Annotated in this window: 19 protein-coding genes; 9 read left to right on the forward strand and 10 right to left on the reverse strand. The window is 53.3% G+C overall.

Annotation, left to right across the window (positions count from 1 at the left end; translation table 11 throughout):
* The first annotated feature begins 3 nt into the window (after positions 1-3).
* A complete protein-coding gene (locus E3E29_RS05315) occupies positions 4-597 on the forward strand; it encodes a DUF3800 domain-containing protein (RefSeq protein WP_167909976.1) in 594 nt (197 codons plus the stop codon).
* A gap of 69 nt (positions 598-666) precedes the next feature.
* Here E3E29_RS05315 and E3E29_RS05320 read toward each other — a convergent pair whose 3' ends face one another.
* From E3E29_RS05320 to E3E29_RS05330, 3 genes are all read right to left on the reverse strand, one after another.
* Entirely contained in the window at positions 667-1416 is a 750-nt protein-coding gene (locus E3E29_RS05320; protein WP_167910268.1) for a biotin/lipoate A/B protein ligase family protein, read from the reverse strand.
* A gap of 246 nt (positions 1417-1662) precedes the next feature.
* Positions 1663-2133, reverse strand: coding sequence for a signal peptidase I (locus tag E3E29_RS05325; protein ID WP_167909977.1), 471 nt, complete (start codon positions 2131-2133; stop codon positions 1663-1665).
* Positions 2094-2657: a DUF531 domain-containing protein gene (locus E3E29_RS05330; RefSeq protein WP_167910269.1), complete on the reverse strand. Its 564-nt coding sequence runs from the start codon at positions 2655-2657 to the stop codon at positions 2094-2096. The genes E3E29_RS05325 and E3E29_RS05330 overlap by 40 nt, the downstream gene beginning before the upstream one ends.
* A 71-nt stretch (positions 2658-2728) precedes the next feature.
* Between E3E29_RS05330 and E3E29_RS05335 the strand changes: the two genes are divergently transcribed.
* Positions 2729-3817, forward strand: coding sequence for a tetratricopeptide repeat protein (locus E3E29_RS05335; protein WP_167909978.1), 1089 nt, complete (start codon positions 2729-2731; stop codon positions 3815-3817).
* Between the two features lie 10 nt (positions 3818-3827).
* The gene (locus E3E29_RS05340; protein ID WP_167909979.1) at positions 3828-4769 is read left to right on the forward strand and encodes a dipeptidase; all 942 of its coding nucleotides are present in this window, start codon (positions 3828-3830) and stop codon (positions 4767-4769) included.
* 104 nt (positions 4770-4873) lie between these two features.
* On the opposite strand, the gene E3E29_RS05345 is transcribed toward E3E29_RS05340, so the two are convergent.
* On the reverse strand, positions 4874-5596 hold the full coding sequence (locus E3E29_RS05345) for an RAD55 family ATPase (RefSeq protein WP_167909980.1): 723 nt from the start codon (positions 5594-5596) through the stop codon (positions 4874-4876).
* Positions 5597-5673: 77 nt separating this feature from the next.
* On the opposite strand from E3E29_RS05345, the gene E3E29_RS05350 reads away from it, so the two are divergent.
* From E3E29_RS05350 to E3E29_RS05360, 3 genes are read left to right on the forward strand one after another with little or no spacing between them, the layout of a single operon-like run.
* A complete protein-coding gene (locus E3E29_RS05350) occupies positions 5674-6348 on the forward strand; it encodes a DUF257 family protein (RefSeq protein WP_167909981.1) in 675 nt (224 codons plus the stop codon).
* Entirely contained in the window at positions 6335-6952 is a 618-nt protein-coding gene (locus tag E3E29_RS05355) for a DUF257 family protein (RefSeq protein ID WP_167909982.1), read from the forward strand. The genes E3E29_RS05350 and E3E29_RS05355 overlap by 14 nt, the downstream gene beginning before the upstream one ends.
* Positions 6953-6987: 35 nt before the next feature.
* Entirely contained in the window at positions 6988-7845 is an 858-nt protein-coding gene (locus E3E29_RS05360; RefSeq protein WP_167909983.1) for a methyltransferase domain-containing protein, read from the forward strand.
* A gap of 23 nt (positions 7846-7868) precedes the next feature.
* Here E3E29_RS05360 and E3E29_RS11795 read toward each other — a convergent pair whose 3' ends face one another.
* Positions 7869-8021, reverse strand: a complete 153-nt coding sequence (locus tag E3E29_RS11795) for a hypothetical protein (RefSeq protein ID WP_240922786.1) — start codon at positions 8019-8021, stop codon at positions 7869-7871.
* A gap of 89 nt (positions 8022-8110) precedes the next feature.
* Between E3E29_RS11795 and E3E29_RS05370 the strand changes: the two genes are divergently transcribed.
* Positions 8111-8545: an OB-fold nucleic acid binding domain-containing protein gene (locus tag E3E29_RS05370; RefSeq protein WP_206205835.1), complete on the forward strand. Its 435-nt coding sequence runs from the start codon at positions 8111-8113 to the stop codon at positions 8543-8545.
* 5 nt (positions 8546-8550) lie between these two features.
* On the opposite strand, the gene E3E29_RS05375 is transcribed toward E3E29_RS05370, so the two are convergent.
* Positions 8551-10422, reverse strand: coding sequence for a S9 family peptidase (locus E3E29_RS05375; RefSeq protein ID WP_167909984.1), 1872 nt, complete (start codon positions 10420-10422; stop codon positions 8551-8553).
* A 66-nt stretch (positions 10423-10488) separates the two neighbouring features.
* Here E3E29_RS05375 and E3E29_RS05380 point away from each other — a divergent pair, with 66 nt between their 5' ends.
* Entirely contained in the window at positions 10489-10815 is a 327-nt protein-coding gene (locus tag E3E29_RS05380; protein ID WP_167909985.1) for a hypothetical protein, read from the forward strand.
* On the opposite strand, the gene E3E29_RS05385 is transcribed toward E3E29_RS05380, so the two are convergent.
* Entirely contained in the window at positions 10783-11430 is a 648-nt protein-coding gene (locus E3E29_RS05385; RefSeq protein WP_167909986.1) for a serine/threonine protein kinase, read from the reverse strand. The two genes, E3E29_RS05380 and E3E29_RS05385, sit on opposite strands and share 33 nt — an antisense overlap.
* Positions 11431-11483: 53 nt before the next feature.
* Between E3E29_RS05385 and E3E29_RS05390 the strand changes: the two genes are divergently transcribed.
* On the forward strand, positions 11484-11711 hold the full coding sequence (locus E3E29_RS05390) for an Lrp/AsnC family transcriptional regulator (RefSeq protein WP_167910270.1): 228 nt from the start codon (positions 11484-11486) through the stop codon (positions 11709-11711).
* A gap of 65 nt (positions 11712-11776) precedes the next feature.
* Here the strand turns inward: E3E29_RS05390 and E3E29_RS05395 are convergent, their stop codons facing one another.
* The 3 genes from E3E29_RS05395 to arcC form a co-directional block, all read right to left on the reverse strand.
* Positions 11777-12451 carry a TIGR00153 family protein gene (locus tag E3E29_RS05395; protein WP_167909987.1) on the reverse strand — a complete coding sequence of 225 codons (675 nt, stop codon included), beginning with the start codon at positions 12449-12451 and terminating at the stop codon, positions 11777-11779.
* 4 nt (positions 12452-12455) lie between these two features.
* Entirely contained in the window at positions 12456-13667 is a 1212-nt protein-coding gene (locus tag E3E29_RS05400; protein WP_167910271.1) for an inorganic phosphate transporter, read from the reverse strand.
* A gap of 101 nt (positions 13668-13768) precedes the next feature.
* Positions 13769-14713 (reverse strand): carbamate kinase, encoded by a 945-nt coding sequence (gene arcC, locus E3E29_RS05405; protein ID WP_167909988.1) that lies wholly within the window; start codon positions 14711-14713, stop codon positions 13769-13771.
* Positions 14714-14805: the final 92 nt, after the last annotated feature.

A 14805-nucleotide genomic window follows, 5' to 3' on the forward strand; every position in this document is an offset into this window, starting at 1 on the left:
TCAATGCTGTTTGTTGATGAGAGTGGTGATCTCGGTGGCTCTCGGAGCAGAGGGAGGTATTTTGTGCTGGCTGGAGTACTGTGTGAAGAGAAAGATATAGCCCCTGCCATACAGTCCATTATCCGGGAAAGGAACGTGCCTGAGTTAAAATTTAGCAGGTTTCCATACTCCGGTGAGCTGAAAGTGCTTCGCCGGCTCTCGTCCCTTGATTTTGAGGTTGTCTACGTTGTTCTCTCGAAAAACAGCGATGCACTCAGGGCTTGGCTTGACAGGTCGGGAGGAAACAAGAGCATCGCGGCGAGAGTCCTGTACTCAGAACTGTTCAGGATAACGGGTTTTTCAGAGGCCATTGTGGACAGGAGCCACTATTCGGGGGATATCTCAAGGTGTCTTTCCAGATTTGGTGTTGAAATTTCCGCTGAGGACTCTTATCTCCGGCCGGGCCTTCAGCTCGCCGACGCCATCGCGAACGTCGGTTATCTTCACTATCAGCACAAAAACGAGGAGCTGTTTGAGGTCATCCGGGACAAAATCCTGGCAGAGAGGTTTGTAACCGAAAAAGAGATTCTGAGAAGGAAGCTTAAGTCGGGTGGCTAGTCCCCCAGGGGCGACCCCCGCCCTAATTCTCTATTCTTTGGTTTAACTTGAGCGTTTATTAACCTTTCCCTAACGCATCTCGTTCCATTCCCTATTTCCGTACTTCTCATCCACCAGCTTTTCAGCGAGTTCGAGCTCATAATCCGTCAGCTCGCCCTCTTTCAGCCCAAAGGCGTTCTCAAAGCTCCCCTTCAGAAGCTCGTAGGCCTCTCCGCGGGTTAGCTTTATCCCCTCGCGTTCCAGGGTTGTAACCCTCTCCCAGATGCTTGAAACGCCCTTGTCCTTCAGCTTCTCCTTCGAGACGCGGAGAACCCTTCCGAGAACCTCAACCCTCGTCGCGTACATAAAGGTGCCGTGCTGGAGGATTACCCCCTTCCTCCTCGTCTGCGCAGAGCCGCTTATCTTCTTCCCGTTGGCAACGATGTCGTTTAAACCGGAGAACCCCGCGTCGAGGCCGAGCTCCTCAAGTGCATCCACAAGGGGGCCGGCAAGGTAGCGGTAGCTCTCCTCCACGTTCCTCAAGGCGGGGTGGAGGTCTTCACCCACAACGACGGAATAGGTTATCTCTCCGAACTCGTCGTGGAAGACGCTCCCGCCGCCGGTTATTCTCCTGATGACCGGAATTCCGAGCCTCCTTGCCTCGTCGAGGTTGACGTCGTGAACGACGCTCTGGAACCTGCCGATTGTTACGGAACTGGGGGAGAAAGCGTACAGTCTTACCGTATCGGGGACTTTTCCCTCAATCCTCGCCCTCATTGTAGCCTCGTCTATTGCCATCTGGACCTCTGGCCTCGCGACTATGAGCGGAATGAAGCGCATCACCTTGACCACCACCGTTAAAAACTCTGGAGGGCTTTTAAGTCCAGCGATGATGACGCCCAAGCCCTCCTGCGGGGGTGATGAAGGCGGTCACCACTGAGCGCGCTGGTTCCTTTTGTTTTTTCTAAAGGCTCTCTTGGCCACTTTTTTGCCCTGAGAATCCTTTATTCTGCTGTTGCAGGGTGACGTTGTGAAAAATATCCTTCAGAAAAATCAGAGAAAATTTAGGGAATTAGGGAGATTAGGTTAGAGGTGCTCCCGTATCCACAGCGGAATTAGGCCTATCCTTGGAAACACCATAACCGCCTTCGCGTCGACCGCGTATGCCGGCACGCAGGGGACGCCGCCGTAGGGAGTTGGGTAGAGGCGGTACTCGCCCCAGTCGGGTATGGGGTTGTTGTCCCCCCATGTTACGAAGCACTTCTCCGTTTTTCCGCCCAGCTCGACGGTCTTCACTCCCCTGACGCGGTGGATTATTGGGTACGCGTACATCGGAGCGTTGTAGACTATCACGTCCCCGGTATGGATATCGTTGGGATTAACCCCCTTGAGCAGCACGACGTCCCCCCTGTAGAATACGGGCTCCATGGATCCGCTTATGACTATAACGAGCGGGGAATTTGTGGCCATCGCGAACTTCAGGCCGTAGTTTATCCCCACGACCACGAGCAGGGATATCAGTATCCAGGCCGCCTCTTTTTTCCATTCCTCTCCCATTTTAGGGCCTCCATCAGGGTCGCTATCCTTGTTGGAATGGCACCTATCGCGGTGCACGTTTCCAGACTAACCTTCTTTCCGGTTATGTCAAGGTGGTACCGCGCAATCTTAAAGCTTTCCCCCGGGAGTCCGTGCCTCCCCAGGCCCACCAGCAGCATGAAGCTCTCCCCGCTGAGGGCCCTTTCGGCGAGCTCCAGGGATGGTATCTCTTTCTCTTCCTCCGGTTTTCTCGTGGTCGCCACGACGTTCCCGAACTGGGCTGGAAACCCTTTCCTCGGGAAGTCCAGGAGATGGAACCTGTTCCTCTCCGCGAGCTCTATGAGGTAATTCCCGCCCTCCCCTATCGTCGTGTGGCTGCTTATCTCCTCCGCGACGTCGATGGGCCCGCCGCTGAGGGGAAAGCCGATGAGGGCCAAATGAAAGCCGTAGGCGTAGGTTATGGGTCCGGCCCTGGCGATTGCCCTCAGGTGTGCCTCGTGGAGCCTCCTGGTGTCGTAGGTATTGTAAAGGGCCAGCGTGAGCAATGATACCACCAACGGGACTATCCGGGAACCCTTATAAACGGTTGGGCCTATTAAAGGAATGGCGAGACACCATGAGTACGGCGGATGAGATAACCCTCCTTGCCTCCAAGGGTCTTCTTGAGGAGGCCATCGATGCCGCTCTGGAGCTTGAGGATCCAACTGAGAGGCTGAACGCACTGACGGACATAATACTCCAGGCCCACGGCAAGAGGAACGATCTCCTTCCTTCTCTGTTCAACGACGCGCTCAAGGCCCTCAAGAAAATTAAAAATCCCTACGACAGGGCTTACGCTTATTCCAGGCTTGCCTATGTTTACTCGGTGATTGGGGACCACGAGAACGCCTCCGAGTTCTTCGACCGGGCTGCGGATGAGGTGACACGGATAAAGTCCGAGGGTGACAAGGCCCTGGCCCTCTCCGTGCTAGCATACTATCTAGCACTGGCGGGATTCACGCACGAGGCCGTCTCCTCGTTCAACGAGGCATTTGGCATGCTTATCTCAGCTTCCATGGACTACAGGCGGAAGCTCGACGTTATAACAGAGGTCGCGGGCATGATGGAGAACGCCGGTGACGTGTTGCACTCCCGCGATGCCATCAGGTTCTATGAGGTAGCCTACGACATCTTCGATAAGCTCTACATAAACCAGAGGGCTGCTGAGGTTGAGAAAAAGCTTGAAGCGGCCAGGATCATGCTGTACTACGGAGACCCAGACGTCAGAGGGGCCCTGCTTGAGGGGCGATATCATTTTGCGATTAGTTTGCTTCAGAAGAGGCTCAAGGATCCCCAGAACCTCTTCATGGCCCTCCTAGAGGTTGCCCACTGGATGAAGCACGTTGGGGCTGCCGAGTACCTCGACGTCCTCGAAGCGGCGTTCAGACTGTTGGGGTCGATTGGGCTTACAGAAGCGAACGTCCAGCGCTCCGCTGCAATTCTCACGGATATGGGGGAGCTTGAGAAGGCCCTGAAGTTCGCCCTTGAGATTAAAGACCCGGAGAAGCGCGACGATGCCCTCGCAGCCATCGCCATAAAGCTGGCCGAGAAGAAGGAGTTCGCCGATGCCAGGGAAGTCGTGAAGTCCGTATCGAACCCCATGCTCAAGGCCAAGCTCACCGAGGAGGTAGGAAAGCTTGAGGATCAGTACAAGATGGAGTTCTGAGGTGTTGGAGATGGATTACGTCGTTTTTGATGCCCACTCCGACCTTCCCACTCTGGTATGGGAAGAGCGCGGAAAGGGTGAAAGCCCTGTACTTGAGAGGAACTTTGAGAAGTTCTTTGGGGACTACGTGCGGGCTAGGGTTGCCTCTGTATGGACACCGCCCGAGAAAAGAGTGTATGCCCTCCGCTATGCCCTTGAGGCTTTCAGGAGGTTTAAATCAGATGTTCATGAGGGGGGGAGGTTTGAGCTCGTGACGGCTGTTTCTGAGATGGACGAGGCAGTCAAAGAGAACCGCGTGGCACTCTGGCTGGGTCTTGAGGGTGGAGAACCCATAGAGAGCCTTGATGTTCTTGAGACGTTTCACGAGCTCGGTTTGAGGGTTCTCACGCTGACTTGGAGCCTCAGGAACCAGATCGGTGACGGGGTCTTTGAGAGGACAAACGGCGGTCTCACCAACTTCGGCGTGGAAGTGGTCGGAAAGGCTGAGGAACTTGGGATAGTCATCGATTTGAGTCACATAAACGAGGCGGGCTTCTGGGACGCCCTGGACGTAACGTCCTTTCCGGTCATGGCATCCCACTCCAACGCCAGGGCCCTCTGCGACCACCCCCGGAACCTGACGGATGAACAGCTGAAGGCAATAGCCGAGAGGGACGGCGTAGTTGGTGCAGTTGCAATCCCCTCGTTTGTTGACAAAGAAAGGCCTACCCTCGATAAATACGTTGAGCACATTGCATACATGGTTGACCTCATTGGATACAGGCACGTTGGTCTCGGCTTCGACTTCGTTTACTACCTCCGCGAATGGGGCGGGAAGGGCGTTGAGGGCTTTGAGAATGAATCGCGGATTCCCTCTCTAATCGAGAAGCTGGAGGAGCGCTTCGGTGAAAAAGAAGTCAGGGCTATAACCTTTGAGAACCTCAGGCGGCTCTTTGGGCATGTTGTTGGATGATCCACCGCGAACAGAGGGTCAAAAAAGGGTGCGATACTCTTTGGCTGGGGAGGCTTATCCTTCCATTCATTTGAGTTTTGAGTGAATATTTGGTAAAAAGGGAATCAAAGTCTAACGTTTCTGAACGGGCTTCCACCCTTGACTTCGAGCCCTTTGTTCGTGAACTCTATGAGGTAGAGGCAGGTCTTGTGGTTTGTTCTCCTCATCTTGAGTATCTGAATCGCCCTGACCATCTGACCCTCGTGTAGGAAGTAGTGTAGCATCATGACGCCGCTCACGAGGTAGTGCTCCTCGGTGTAGTGGTCCAGGTCTGTCATCTCCGCTATCAGGTACGCCGTGACGTTGAGGTCTTCAAGGCCGCGTATGAAGCGCGCCAGCTCGGCCCTCTTCTCCGCTGGGTGCTCCATCGAGAACTCTATCGCCGTGACGGGGTCAATGACCAGTCTGCTTATCTTCTCATCCTCCGCGATCTCCCTGAGCCTGAAGAGGACGCTCTTCCATGTGGGGACATGTGACGATTCTCTCCAGAGCATGGGGCCGAGGTCGAAGAGAAGGAGCTGCTTTGAGGCAGAATACACCTTTACAGAAGGGTCAAAGCGCATCATGTCCTTAACGGCCTCTTCGGGGTTCTGAACTAGGGAGGCGTAGGCGACTTTTTCTCCTTTCTTCGCACCCTCGATGAGGAAGTGCATACCAAGGGTCGTCTTTCCACTTCCCGGCGGGCCGGTTATCAGGTAAACCTTACCAGGAATGAGACCCCCCTCTATCATATCGTCGAGGCCGGGAACCCCGGTGGATATCCTCTCGCCAATATTCGGCGTGTTCACGGTGTAACCCTCCCTGTTGTTATTCTCTCTTTTGGAAATAATAAACTTTTTGCTTCGAACCGTTTCTTGATCTCTTGGTGGGTTCTAAGGTGGAAAAAGTATTAAAACTTGTGTTTCTACTAAGTTATAGGGGGTCAATGATGTTGGGACGCATCTTTGAAAGTCTGGAAACACACAAACAGGGCATAGTTTTGTTAGAGTACTCCTCTCTTGATCATCCTGAACTCGTGTTTGCCGATATTCTCAACCTCTGGAGGGAGAAAGGCATAAATCCGCTGATCGTTGATATTGGTAATACACTTCACATTTTCATCCAGCATCTCAGGTTTAAGGGCATTGAGCTTGATGTGGACGACGTCCCCGTAATAAAGGAGCTTGGAAAGGCCAGAGTGGGCAACGTGATTGGGGAGATATCCGAAGTGAACGACTTTGATTACCACATGGCAAAATATGCGCTGATAACTAAAAAAGTGCCAGAGGAGAGTGGGGAACATACGGTAGTACTCGGCATTGAGAAGTTCTCTTTTACATTTATGGACAACCCTCCGAAGCTTGAGAGGTACTTTGAGAGGATAACCCGGAGCCATCTAAAGTTCAACAACGGGATTCACATCCTGTTTCTTAACGTTTCGATGGCGAGTCCATACTTCATAAAAAGTCTGGAACAGGATTGCGAGTATGTACTGGGGGTTGAGAACGGCGTTCTAAAGCGGGTTAAAGTCCCAGGGGGCGATATCATTGAAGTTCCGTGATTATATTGGAGGCATAAACGCCGGTGAGAGCATCCTGGTAGAGCACACGTCCACCTCTCCCTATCCGCTCCTTTTCTATGAGATAGGGCGCAGTAGGGGCTGGGAAAATCTCCTCATCATTGACCTTCTGGATTCGGCACTCCCAATCCTCCGCTGGTTGAAATTCGCGGGGCTTGACGTCTCCCTTGATAAGCTTGACAGGATAAAGGCAGGGGGGACCTCCGAATGGGGCAACAAAATCGCCGAGGTCGATCCTCACAAAGACCCGGGAATATTCATGAACAGGTTCCTCAAAGTTCTCGTGGATTACTACAAGACGCACAAGAACGTGACGACCATAATCGTCAATCCCGAGAGACTTGTGCCTTTGCATGAGAACAGGGCCTCCTTTGTGCTCTATGTCTCATTGATCCGCTCCGAACTCCTTGGCAATCCCTCGCGCGTTCTCTTTGACTTCTCCAACTTTGAGCTCGCCCACAGTGGTTACCTAGCGCTCCTTAAGGAAATCGCAACGAGGGTGTTTCGGATAGAGGAAGGCGGCAAGCTAACCCTCATGAAGTCCATTGATCCCGAGGAGGATGGAACCCTCCTTGAGCCGTGGTAGCGAAGCCTTTTTAACCCCCTTTCAAACCCCCGCATATGGAGGAGCTCTACTACATCACCTTCAGGGAGGCCAGAATGCTTCTCGTTTCAAGGGGGAAGGTTAAGCTCAACCTCGACCTCCGGAAGACCAACAGGACCTGGGAAGTGGAAATAACTGATGAGGTGGCAGTTTTTCCAGATGGCGCTCTCCTTGAGAGGGAAATCCTTGAAAAAATCGCCAGGGACAATGGAACCGTCTATTTTGTTTCCAATGGAGAGGTTTACAAGGCCGCGATATCAAGCGAATCGGGTTTCTACAAGCTCGTCCCGACGATACCGCCCACCATAGAAATAAACGGCATCAGGATGCACCGCACCAAAGAAATAAACCCCCTCCAGGACACGAGGAACAAGGTCAACACCGTGAAACCGGGGGAGGGTGAGACGGTTCTGGACACATGCATGGGGTTGGGGTACACTGCGATAGAGGCCTCTAGGAGGGGATCTTACGTCATAACCGTCGAGAAAGACCCCAACGTCCTCGAACTTGCCCGCATAAACCCTTGGAGCAGGGAGCTCTTCACGGGCGGGAAGGTTCAGGTCATCCAGGGGGATTCCTTTGAAGTCGTTAGGAAGTTCAAACCAGAGAGTTTCGACGTTGTTATCCACGACCCGCCGCGCTTCTCACTCGCAGGGCAGCTATACTCGGAGGAGTTCTACCATGAGCTCTTCAGAATTCTCAAGCCCGGTGGAAGGCTCTTCCACTACGTGGGCAACCCAGGAAAGAAGCACCGGCGTAAAGACCTTCAGAGGGGCGTTATGGAGCGTCTCAGAAGGGCGGGCTTTATCGGAGTTAAACGGGTCGAAGAAGCGCTTGGGGTCGTGGCGAGAAAACCGAAAGGGGAGAAATTGTAGAATGGGTAAAACTCTAGCGGGCTTCAAATTTCACCGACTTCCTCCATTTCCTCGAAGGCCTCTAAGTTCGTGTAGTAGTCCATGAGCTCGTTGATTTCCCTCCTCATCTTGAAGCTCTTGGCTATCGCTATTCCAAAGCCGATTATTGAGGGCCATATGAGGTAGAGGAGCAGCACTGCGTCGCTTATCAGGATGGGCCTTGGGTTTGTGAAGCGGTTGAAGTTTCATATCATCAGCGCTATCATGAGCCAGGCCGTTGAGAAGTTTGTTAGTCCACCATAAGCGTTCAGAGAGAACTCCTGCCGAACCCCATATAGAGGCTGGAACTGGCAGTGAGCTCTACCTCGTCGTCGATCCATCCAGCATGACGGCCATCAACGTGACCGTGACCAACCCCGCCCCCTCGCCGCTGATGGAGACCGCCAACATCACCGAGGAGCTCATGGGCAAGGCGGTGGTCATAGAGGGCCAGGTGGAGAGCTTCAAGACGATAGGCAACAACTTCAAGTTCCTGGTTGTGGACGGCAGCGGCAACGTCACCGTCTTCGTCCCGTCCTCAGTTACCGCGGATCTTCCATCCGACGTCAAGTCTGCCCTGACCGACGGCACCCAGGTCAAAATTGGAGGTTACGTGACTGAGTACAAGGGTACGATAGAGGTGCTCCCGTACGTTGCAGAGGGAATAATAGTGGAGGGCTGATGCCCTCACTCCTTCTCCCCTTTCAGTATTTTCTCCACGTCAAAGCCTTCCTCGTACTTCTTCAGCTTCCTCTCAAAGAATTCTATGAAGAGCTTGTATCTCTTCGCCCTGTGCTTCGGGCTTCCGCGGATGCTGTGGCCGTGCGCTCCGCGCCTGAATATCGCTATATACGCTTCCTTGCCCATGTCCTTGAGCACGTTATAGAACATGAGGCTCTGGTCGAGCGGGCAGCGGTAGTCCTCGAGGCTGTGGATCAGCAGGAGCGGCACCTTCACCCTGTCTGCATAGAACAGAGGGCTGAGCTTCCTGTAGTTCTCGTTTTCGAGCGGGTTCGGGCCTATCACCTCGACGTCGTACCAGAGGCCTATGTCCGAGAACGCGTGGCTCGTCAGCCAGTAGCTTATCCCGTTCTCGCTTATACCGGCCTTGAATAAGTCCGACTGTGTTACCGCCCAGTTGGTCATGTAACCGCCGTAGCTTATGCCAGTTATTCCAACCCTCTCGCGGTCGGCCTGGGGCTCAAGCTTGAGGAACTCCTCTATTCCCCCCATTATGTCCTCGAAGTCCTCCAAGCCTGTTCTCTCAAGAACTCCGAGGGCAAAGTCCTCGTCGTAACCGTCGCTCCCGCGCGGGTTCACGAAGACGACGTAGTAACCTTTGCTCGCCATCAGCTGCATCTCGTACTTAAAGTAGTGGCCGTACATCCCCTTAGGTCCGCCGTGGACGAAGACTATCACCGGAGCCTTCTCATCCTCCTTGAGCTCGGGCTTGATGTACCAGCCGTCTATCTCGAGGTCTTTGCTCTTGAAGCGGAAGTGCCTCGGTTCAAAGGTTTTCAGCTTCGCGAATATCGGCCCATTGTAATCGGTTAGCTGCCTCAACTCGCCATCGTAGAGGTATAGCTCCCTCAGCCTGGTTGCCGTCTCGATGAGGAGGGCAACCTTTTCGTCGTGCACGTCGAAGCCGTAAACCCAGTGGTCGCCCACTATGATGGGTTTAACCTCGCCATCCCAGAGGTAGAGGTTCACCCTGCCAGCGTCTGGAACCGTGAAGTAGACCTTGCCATTGTCGAGCTTCGCAGTTCCAGTGTTGAGCGGGCCCTCGTAGACAGGCTTAAGTTCGCCGTCCCAGAGGTAGAGCCAGTCGTGCTCGCTCATGAACTTCTTCTCCCGCTTTCCGTGGAGGAGGATGGCCTTTCCGTCGGAATCAACGGCCTCGAATGAGGCCCTCTCGAAGAGCTTTTCCTCCTCGCCGTCCTTCCAGAGGTAGATGTCGTAGAACTTGAAGAGCGCCGGTTTGCTCCCTTCCCTGTGTGGGACGTTGATGACTATCTCATCTCCGTGCCATATGCCGCTGGAAAAGCGCGGCTTCTCGAACTCCTCAAGGATTTCCTCGCTCTCCGTGTCGAGTATCCAGAAGGTCGTCTTCTCGCCGTCGAGGAAGCCCATGTTGTCGAACCAGACGGGAACATCGTCGTCGAAGATGAATTCCTCGTCGTCCCTCCTCTTGAAGCCCACAACGAGGAGTCTCCTTGAGTCGTTGTTCCACTGGACTGATCTAATGTTTTTGGCAGAGAGGACTTTCTTCGCACTGAGGGTCTCCATGTCCGCGACCCATATCTCGCTCTCCTTCTTCTCCTCGTTGGAGCGCATGAAAGCGAGCTTTTTCCCATCCGGGGAAATCCTGGGCATCGAGGCGTTTTCAACGAATCTCCTGGCGCCGGTCTCGATGTCCTCAACCACAACGGTGCTCTCGTATTTATTGTCCTTCATGTTAACCTTCGTGAGGACGTAGGCAACTTTGCTCCCCCTTACCCTCGGGTCGCCGAGGTAGGCGAACCTAGAAAAGGTCTTATCGTTCCATTCGATATTGCTCATAACGATATCACCCAGTTCATAGAGATGCTTAAAAGTATTTAAGGCTAACCCCGCGGGGGTGAGAGCATGAAGGAGACGACCGCCGTGGCAGTGATATTCACCGCGGGCGTGGTGTTTGCACTTGCATTCAGGACTTACTGGGGAATTGTGTTTTCGGCCCTTGGTATCCCCGTTTACCTGACCTACGTAGCCAGAGAACAGAACATACTAGCAAAGTCGAGGCTCTACGACAGGGACCTCTTTGTGATGATAATCATCGCGGTGGCGGTCATACTGGGTTTTGACTACCTCTGGGACCCCAGGCTGGGGCTGATATCCCTTGCCATCATAGTCCCTATCCTTGCCCTATACGCCGACCGCTTAAAGTCCAGAAATGAGGCGCAAAAGGCCTGAGAGCCTTCCTTTTCTCTTGTATTCCGCCGTTTCTTTGAGGAGTTCCCCTAGGAATCTTTCATCTACCCCGAACTTCTCCCTTATCCTCCTCGAAGTGGCGTTGTTCCCGATGAAGAGCATGGCCAGCGCGGAGGTAAGGTTCTTAGGTTTCCTCCAGCCGGCTTTTTCAAAGTCTATCAGCCACACTCTATCCCCTATGATTATGTGCTTTCCCCCCTGTATCTGGCCGTGGTCGAGGCCGAGCCTGTCAAGGAGGGCGGTCTTTTGAATTATTTCCAGGATGTGGCCCTTTTTAACTTCCGCGTACATAACTGGTTCGCCCTCTGCAAAGCCCCTCACTATATACTCCAGCCCTTTGAAGCTCCCGCTCGTGATGAGGGGAGGGGTAACATCGTAGGGCTCCAGAACCTTCACTATGTCTGCCTCCCTGAGAAGGTTTGAGCGCGGTGAGTCCGGGCGCTGGAGCTTGATTAAAACTTCCCTATTTTCCAGTTCTCCCTTAAAAACGATGCTTGTAGTCCCTTTTGAGTATGGAGAAACTTTCTGGATTCCAAACCTTTCCAGCTCCGCTTTAAACCCCTCTATGGCTTTCCATGGAATTAGATGCTCAAACATGTCCCTCGATAACCTTAAATACCACCTCAAATAAAATACTTTTGGTGATAGCTATGGTGACGGCTTTTATTTTGATGGTTACGGCCGCTGGAAAAGAGAGGGAAGTCATGGAGAAGCTTCTGGCCATGCCGGAGGTTAAGGAGGCCTACGTGGTCTACGGCGAATACGACCTCGTTGTGAAGGTCGAGACGGACACGCTCAAAGACCTCGACCAGTTCATAACAGAGAAGATAAGGCGCATGTCGGAGATCCAGATGACGTCGACGATGATCGCCATCTGAACCTCTCGTTCTTCTCCTTTGATTATTGTTGAGGGCAAAACATAACTTGAAAAGTTCAAAAAGGCTCACTTGTTCATCATGAGCCTTATTCTCTCCGCGGCATCCTTCGCCTTGTCCGAGATGTTGCTGAGGGTTCTGGCAATGTTGAGAATGTAGAAACCCTCGCTCCAGTTCATCTTGTCCGCATTCTTGAAGACGAGCTGCATCAGTTCGGTGTCCAGGCCGTCTATCCTGCTCTCGACGCTCTCTATCTCGTGGATTATCTCGTACTCCCTCTTTATCTCGGATTCGGAGAATCCGCTCTCAACAACGCGGTCCATCTGCACTATCGCCTTGTAAACGAGCTTCGCCGATTTTATGCTCTCCGTGCCCATCCTGAGGATTACATCTTTGATGTCCTCCGGTATACTGACCTGCCTTTTGACGAGCAGCCATTTGGCGGTGTCCTCGGCTGCATCGGCTACCTTGTCCTGCATGTGGAGGTATATGAGGACGTCTTCCCTCGCCACAGCCATCATGAGCTTTGAGCTCAGGGAGTCCCTTATCTCCTCCTTTATCCTGTCGGCGACGTCCTCAAGGTTGTCGACTTCAAGGGCGAGCTTCTCCATCTCCTTGTAGTTTCCCTCGCGCCACGCCTGGAGGGCCTTCTCAAGGGTCTCGACCGCTTGGAGGGCCACCTCGGCGTGCTTTATGAGGGGCTTAAACGGGCTCTTTGCGAAGAGTTTCGTCCAGACCTGCATGCTATCACCCCACCATCATCAGGACTTTGAACAGGAAGGCACTTATCACCGCCGCCACGGGGACGGTAACGAACCACGATATTATTATATCCCAAATCACGTTTTTGTTTATTGCGTTTATACCCCTCGCTAGGCCCACACCAATCACAGCACCGACTACGACGTGGGTTGTTGAGATTGGCATCCCAAGCCAGCTGGCCATCAGTATAACTGTCGCTGCAGAGAACTCCGTGGAGAAACCGCGTGTGTTGGTCAGCTCCGTTATCTTCTTTCCAACTGTTTCCATAACCTTGTACCCGTACATGAATATTCCAATGGCTATTCCAAGACCACCCATTGCCAGTATCCATCTTGGAACGGGGACTTTAACGCCGCTCATTCCCATTGTTATAACGGCGTACGCAGCCGCAATTGGACCGACGGCATTGGCAACGTCGTTTGAGCCGTGGGCGAGGGCAACGTAGGAAGACGTCACGATTTGTACCTTCTTGAAGATGCTCTCTACCCCAATGTACGGGTCATCCGGCCTAAAGCGGAGCCTTATAAGGAGGTAACTTGGGATGAAGACAGCTATTCCACTTGGGACTCCGTAGATGAGAACCCCATAGAGGAGGTTCCCCCCGTGGATTACCTTAAGGTAGAACATGGTTCCGATGATGACAAACGTCATCCCTACCCAAAAAGGTGCCCACCGACGGGCGCTTCTCACTGGGTCTTTACTTGCCAGTATGCTCCTTCTCACGGCTTTAAAAACAAAGAACGCGACTATTGCGCCGAATATAGGTGAGAGAATCCAGCTCAGGACGACCTGTGTAACTTTGCCCCAATCCACTATTGAGACCCCACCGTAGACTATTCCATATCCTATGACTCCACCGACTATGGAATGTGTTGTCGATACGGGCAGACCATTGTACGTCGCAAATATGAGCCATATACTCGCCGCGAGAAGGGCGGCCAAAGAACCGTAAACCAAAACCCATGGATCATGGATAGCACTTGGGTTGACGATTCCCTTTCTGATGGTCTCCGTAACGCTCTTTCCAAAGAAATACGCACCTGTAAAGTTCATTACTCCCGCTATTACCGCCGCTTGCTTGGGTGTTACTGCCCTCGCACCGACCGCAGTCCCCATCGAGTTGGCGACATCGTTAGCGCCTATGTTCCATGCCATCCAGAAACCTAGGATTATGGTACCGATTAGCCATGGATCCATCGTGCCCACCGGAGGGGACTAAATTGGGCAATATAAATATCTTGCCGCAGTAGAATATATGGAAGCAAATAGAAAGGATAGAGCTATATAGACAACATACCTCACGGGATAACCTGTGTGCCGGTCCTGCCTTCGAGGGCCTCAACCGCCTTATCCAGGGAGGCTATAACCGCCCTCTCGCCGCCCCACTCTACGAACCTTATGGCGGCGAGAACCTTTGGCCCCATGCTGCCCTTCCTGAAGTGTCCTTCCTCATAATAGCGCCTCAGCTCTTCAACGGTTACCTCACCAAGCCACTTCTCATCGGGTTTTCCGTAGTTTATTGCCGCTCCATTCACATCTGTAAGGATCATGAAGATGTCCGCCTTTACCTCCTCCGCCAGTCTCTCGCCAGCCAAATCCTTGTCTATGACTGCCTCAACCCCCTTGAGCTGGCCGTTCTCCTCGATAACCGGGACTCCACCGCCGCCGCTCGCTATGGTGATGAATCCCTTCTCCACGAGTTCAACGATAACCGGCGCCTCGACGTGGCCCTTGGGGTCTGGACTGGGCACAACGCGCCTCCACCCCCTTCCGGCGTCCTCTATAACCATCCATCCCTTCTCCTTCGCGAGCCTCTTTGCTGTTTCCTCGTTGTAGAAGGGCCCAACCGGTTTACTGGGGTTCTGGAATGCTGGGTCGTTCTTGTCAACGATGCTCTGGGTTACTATCGTAGCAACGGGCTTCTCAACCCCCCTCTGCCTCAGCTCGTTTATGAGAGCCTGCCCTATCATGTAGCCTATCTGTCCCTGGGTCATTGCCCCAGCAACGTCCATCGGCTGGGCTGGAATGCCGTGAACCTGCTGGCCGGCGTCCATGTGAAGGAGAAGCGCCCCAACCTGCGGCCCGTTTCCGTGAGTGATAACCACCTCATATTTGCCATTGAGGATTATATCCGCTATCTGCTTTGCGGTCCTCCTCACGTTCTCCATCTGCTCCTCGTATGTTCCCTTCTGCCCCCGCTGGAGAATGGCGTTCCCGCCGAGCGCTATCACGACCCTCTTCATACCCTCACCTCCGGATGGATGAGTACGCGCACGGGCATAAAAACGTTCGTTAGGGTATCTTCAAGTTCACTGGAAAAAGGTTCGAGAAAACT

Source organism: Thermococcus sp. Bubb.Bath (assembly GCF_012027595.1).
Classification (GTDB): domain Archaea; phylum Methanobacteriota_B; class Thermococci; order Thermococcales; family Thermococcaceae; genus Thermococcus.

Bases quoted from the DNA above. Each gene is read 5' to 3' on its own strand.
- E3E29_RS05385 (WP_167909986.1), bottom strand. From the start codon at position 11,430: ATGTTTGAGCATCTAATTCCATGGAAAGCCATAGAGGGGTTTAAAGCG.
- E3E29_RS05360 (WP_167909983.1), top strand. From the start codon at position 6,988: ATGGAGGAGCTCTACTACATCACCTTCAGGGAGGCCAGAATGCTTCTC.
- E3E29_RS05325 (WP_167909977.1), bottom strand. From the start codon at position 2,133: ATGGGAGAGGAATGGAAAAAAGAGGCGGCCTGGATACTGATATCCCTG.
- E3E29_RS05375 (WP_167909984.1), bottom strand. From the start codon at position 10,422: ATGAGCAATATCGAATGGAACGATAAGACCTTTTCTAGGTTCGCCTAC.
- E3E29_RS05380 (WP_167909985.1), top strand. From the start codon at position 10,489: ATGAAGGAGACGACCGCCGTGGCAGTGATATTCACCGCGGGCGTGGTG.
- E3E29_RS05315 (WP_167909976.1), top strand. From the start codon at position 4: ATGCTGTTTGTTGATGAGAGTGGTGATCTCGGTGGCTCTCGGAGCAGA.
- E3E29_RS05395 (WP_167909987.1), bottom strand. From the start codon at position 12,451: ATGCAGGTCTGGACGAAACTCTTCGCAAAGAGCCCGTTTAAGCCCCTC.
- arcC (WP_167909988.1), bottom strand. From the start codon at position 14,713: ATGAAGAGGGTCGTGATAGCGCTCGGCGGGAACGCCATTCTCCAGCGG.
- E3E29_RS05340 (WP_167909979.1), top strand. From the start codon at position 3,828: ATGGATTACGTCGTTTTTGATGCCCACTCCGACCTTCCCACTCTGGTA.
- E3E29_RS05400 (WP_167910271.1), bottom strand. From the start codon at position 13,667: ATGGATCCATGGCTAATCGGTACCATAATCCTAGGTTTCTGGATGGCA.
- E3E29_RS05390 (WP_167910270.1), top strand. From the start codon at position 11,484: ATGGTGACGGCTTTTATTTTGATGGTTACGGCCGCTGGAAAAGAGAGG.
- E3E29_RS05335 (WP_167909978.1), top strand. From the start codon at position 2,729: ATGAGTACGGCGGATGAGATAACCCTCCTTGCCTCCAAGGGTCTTCTT.
- E3E29_RS05320 (WP_167910268.1), bottom strand. From the start codon at position 1,416: ATGCGCTTCATTCCGCTCATAGTCGCGAGGCCAGAGGTCCAGATGGCA.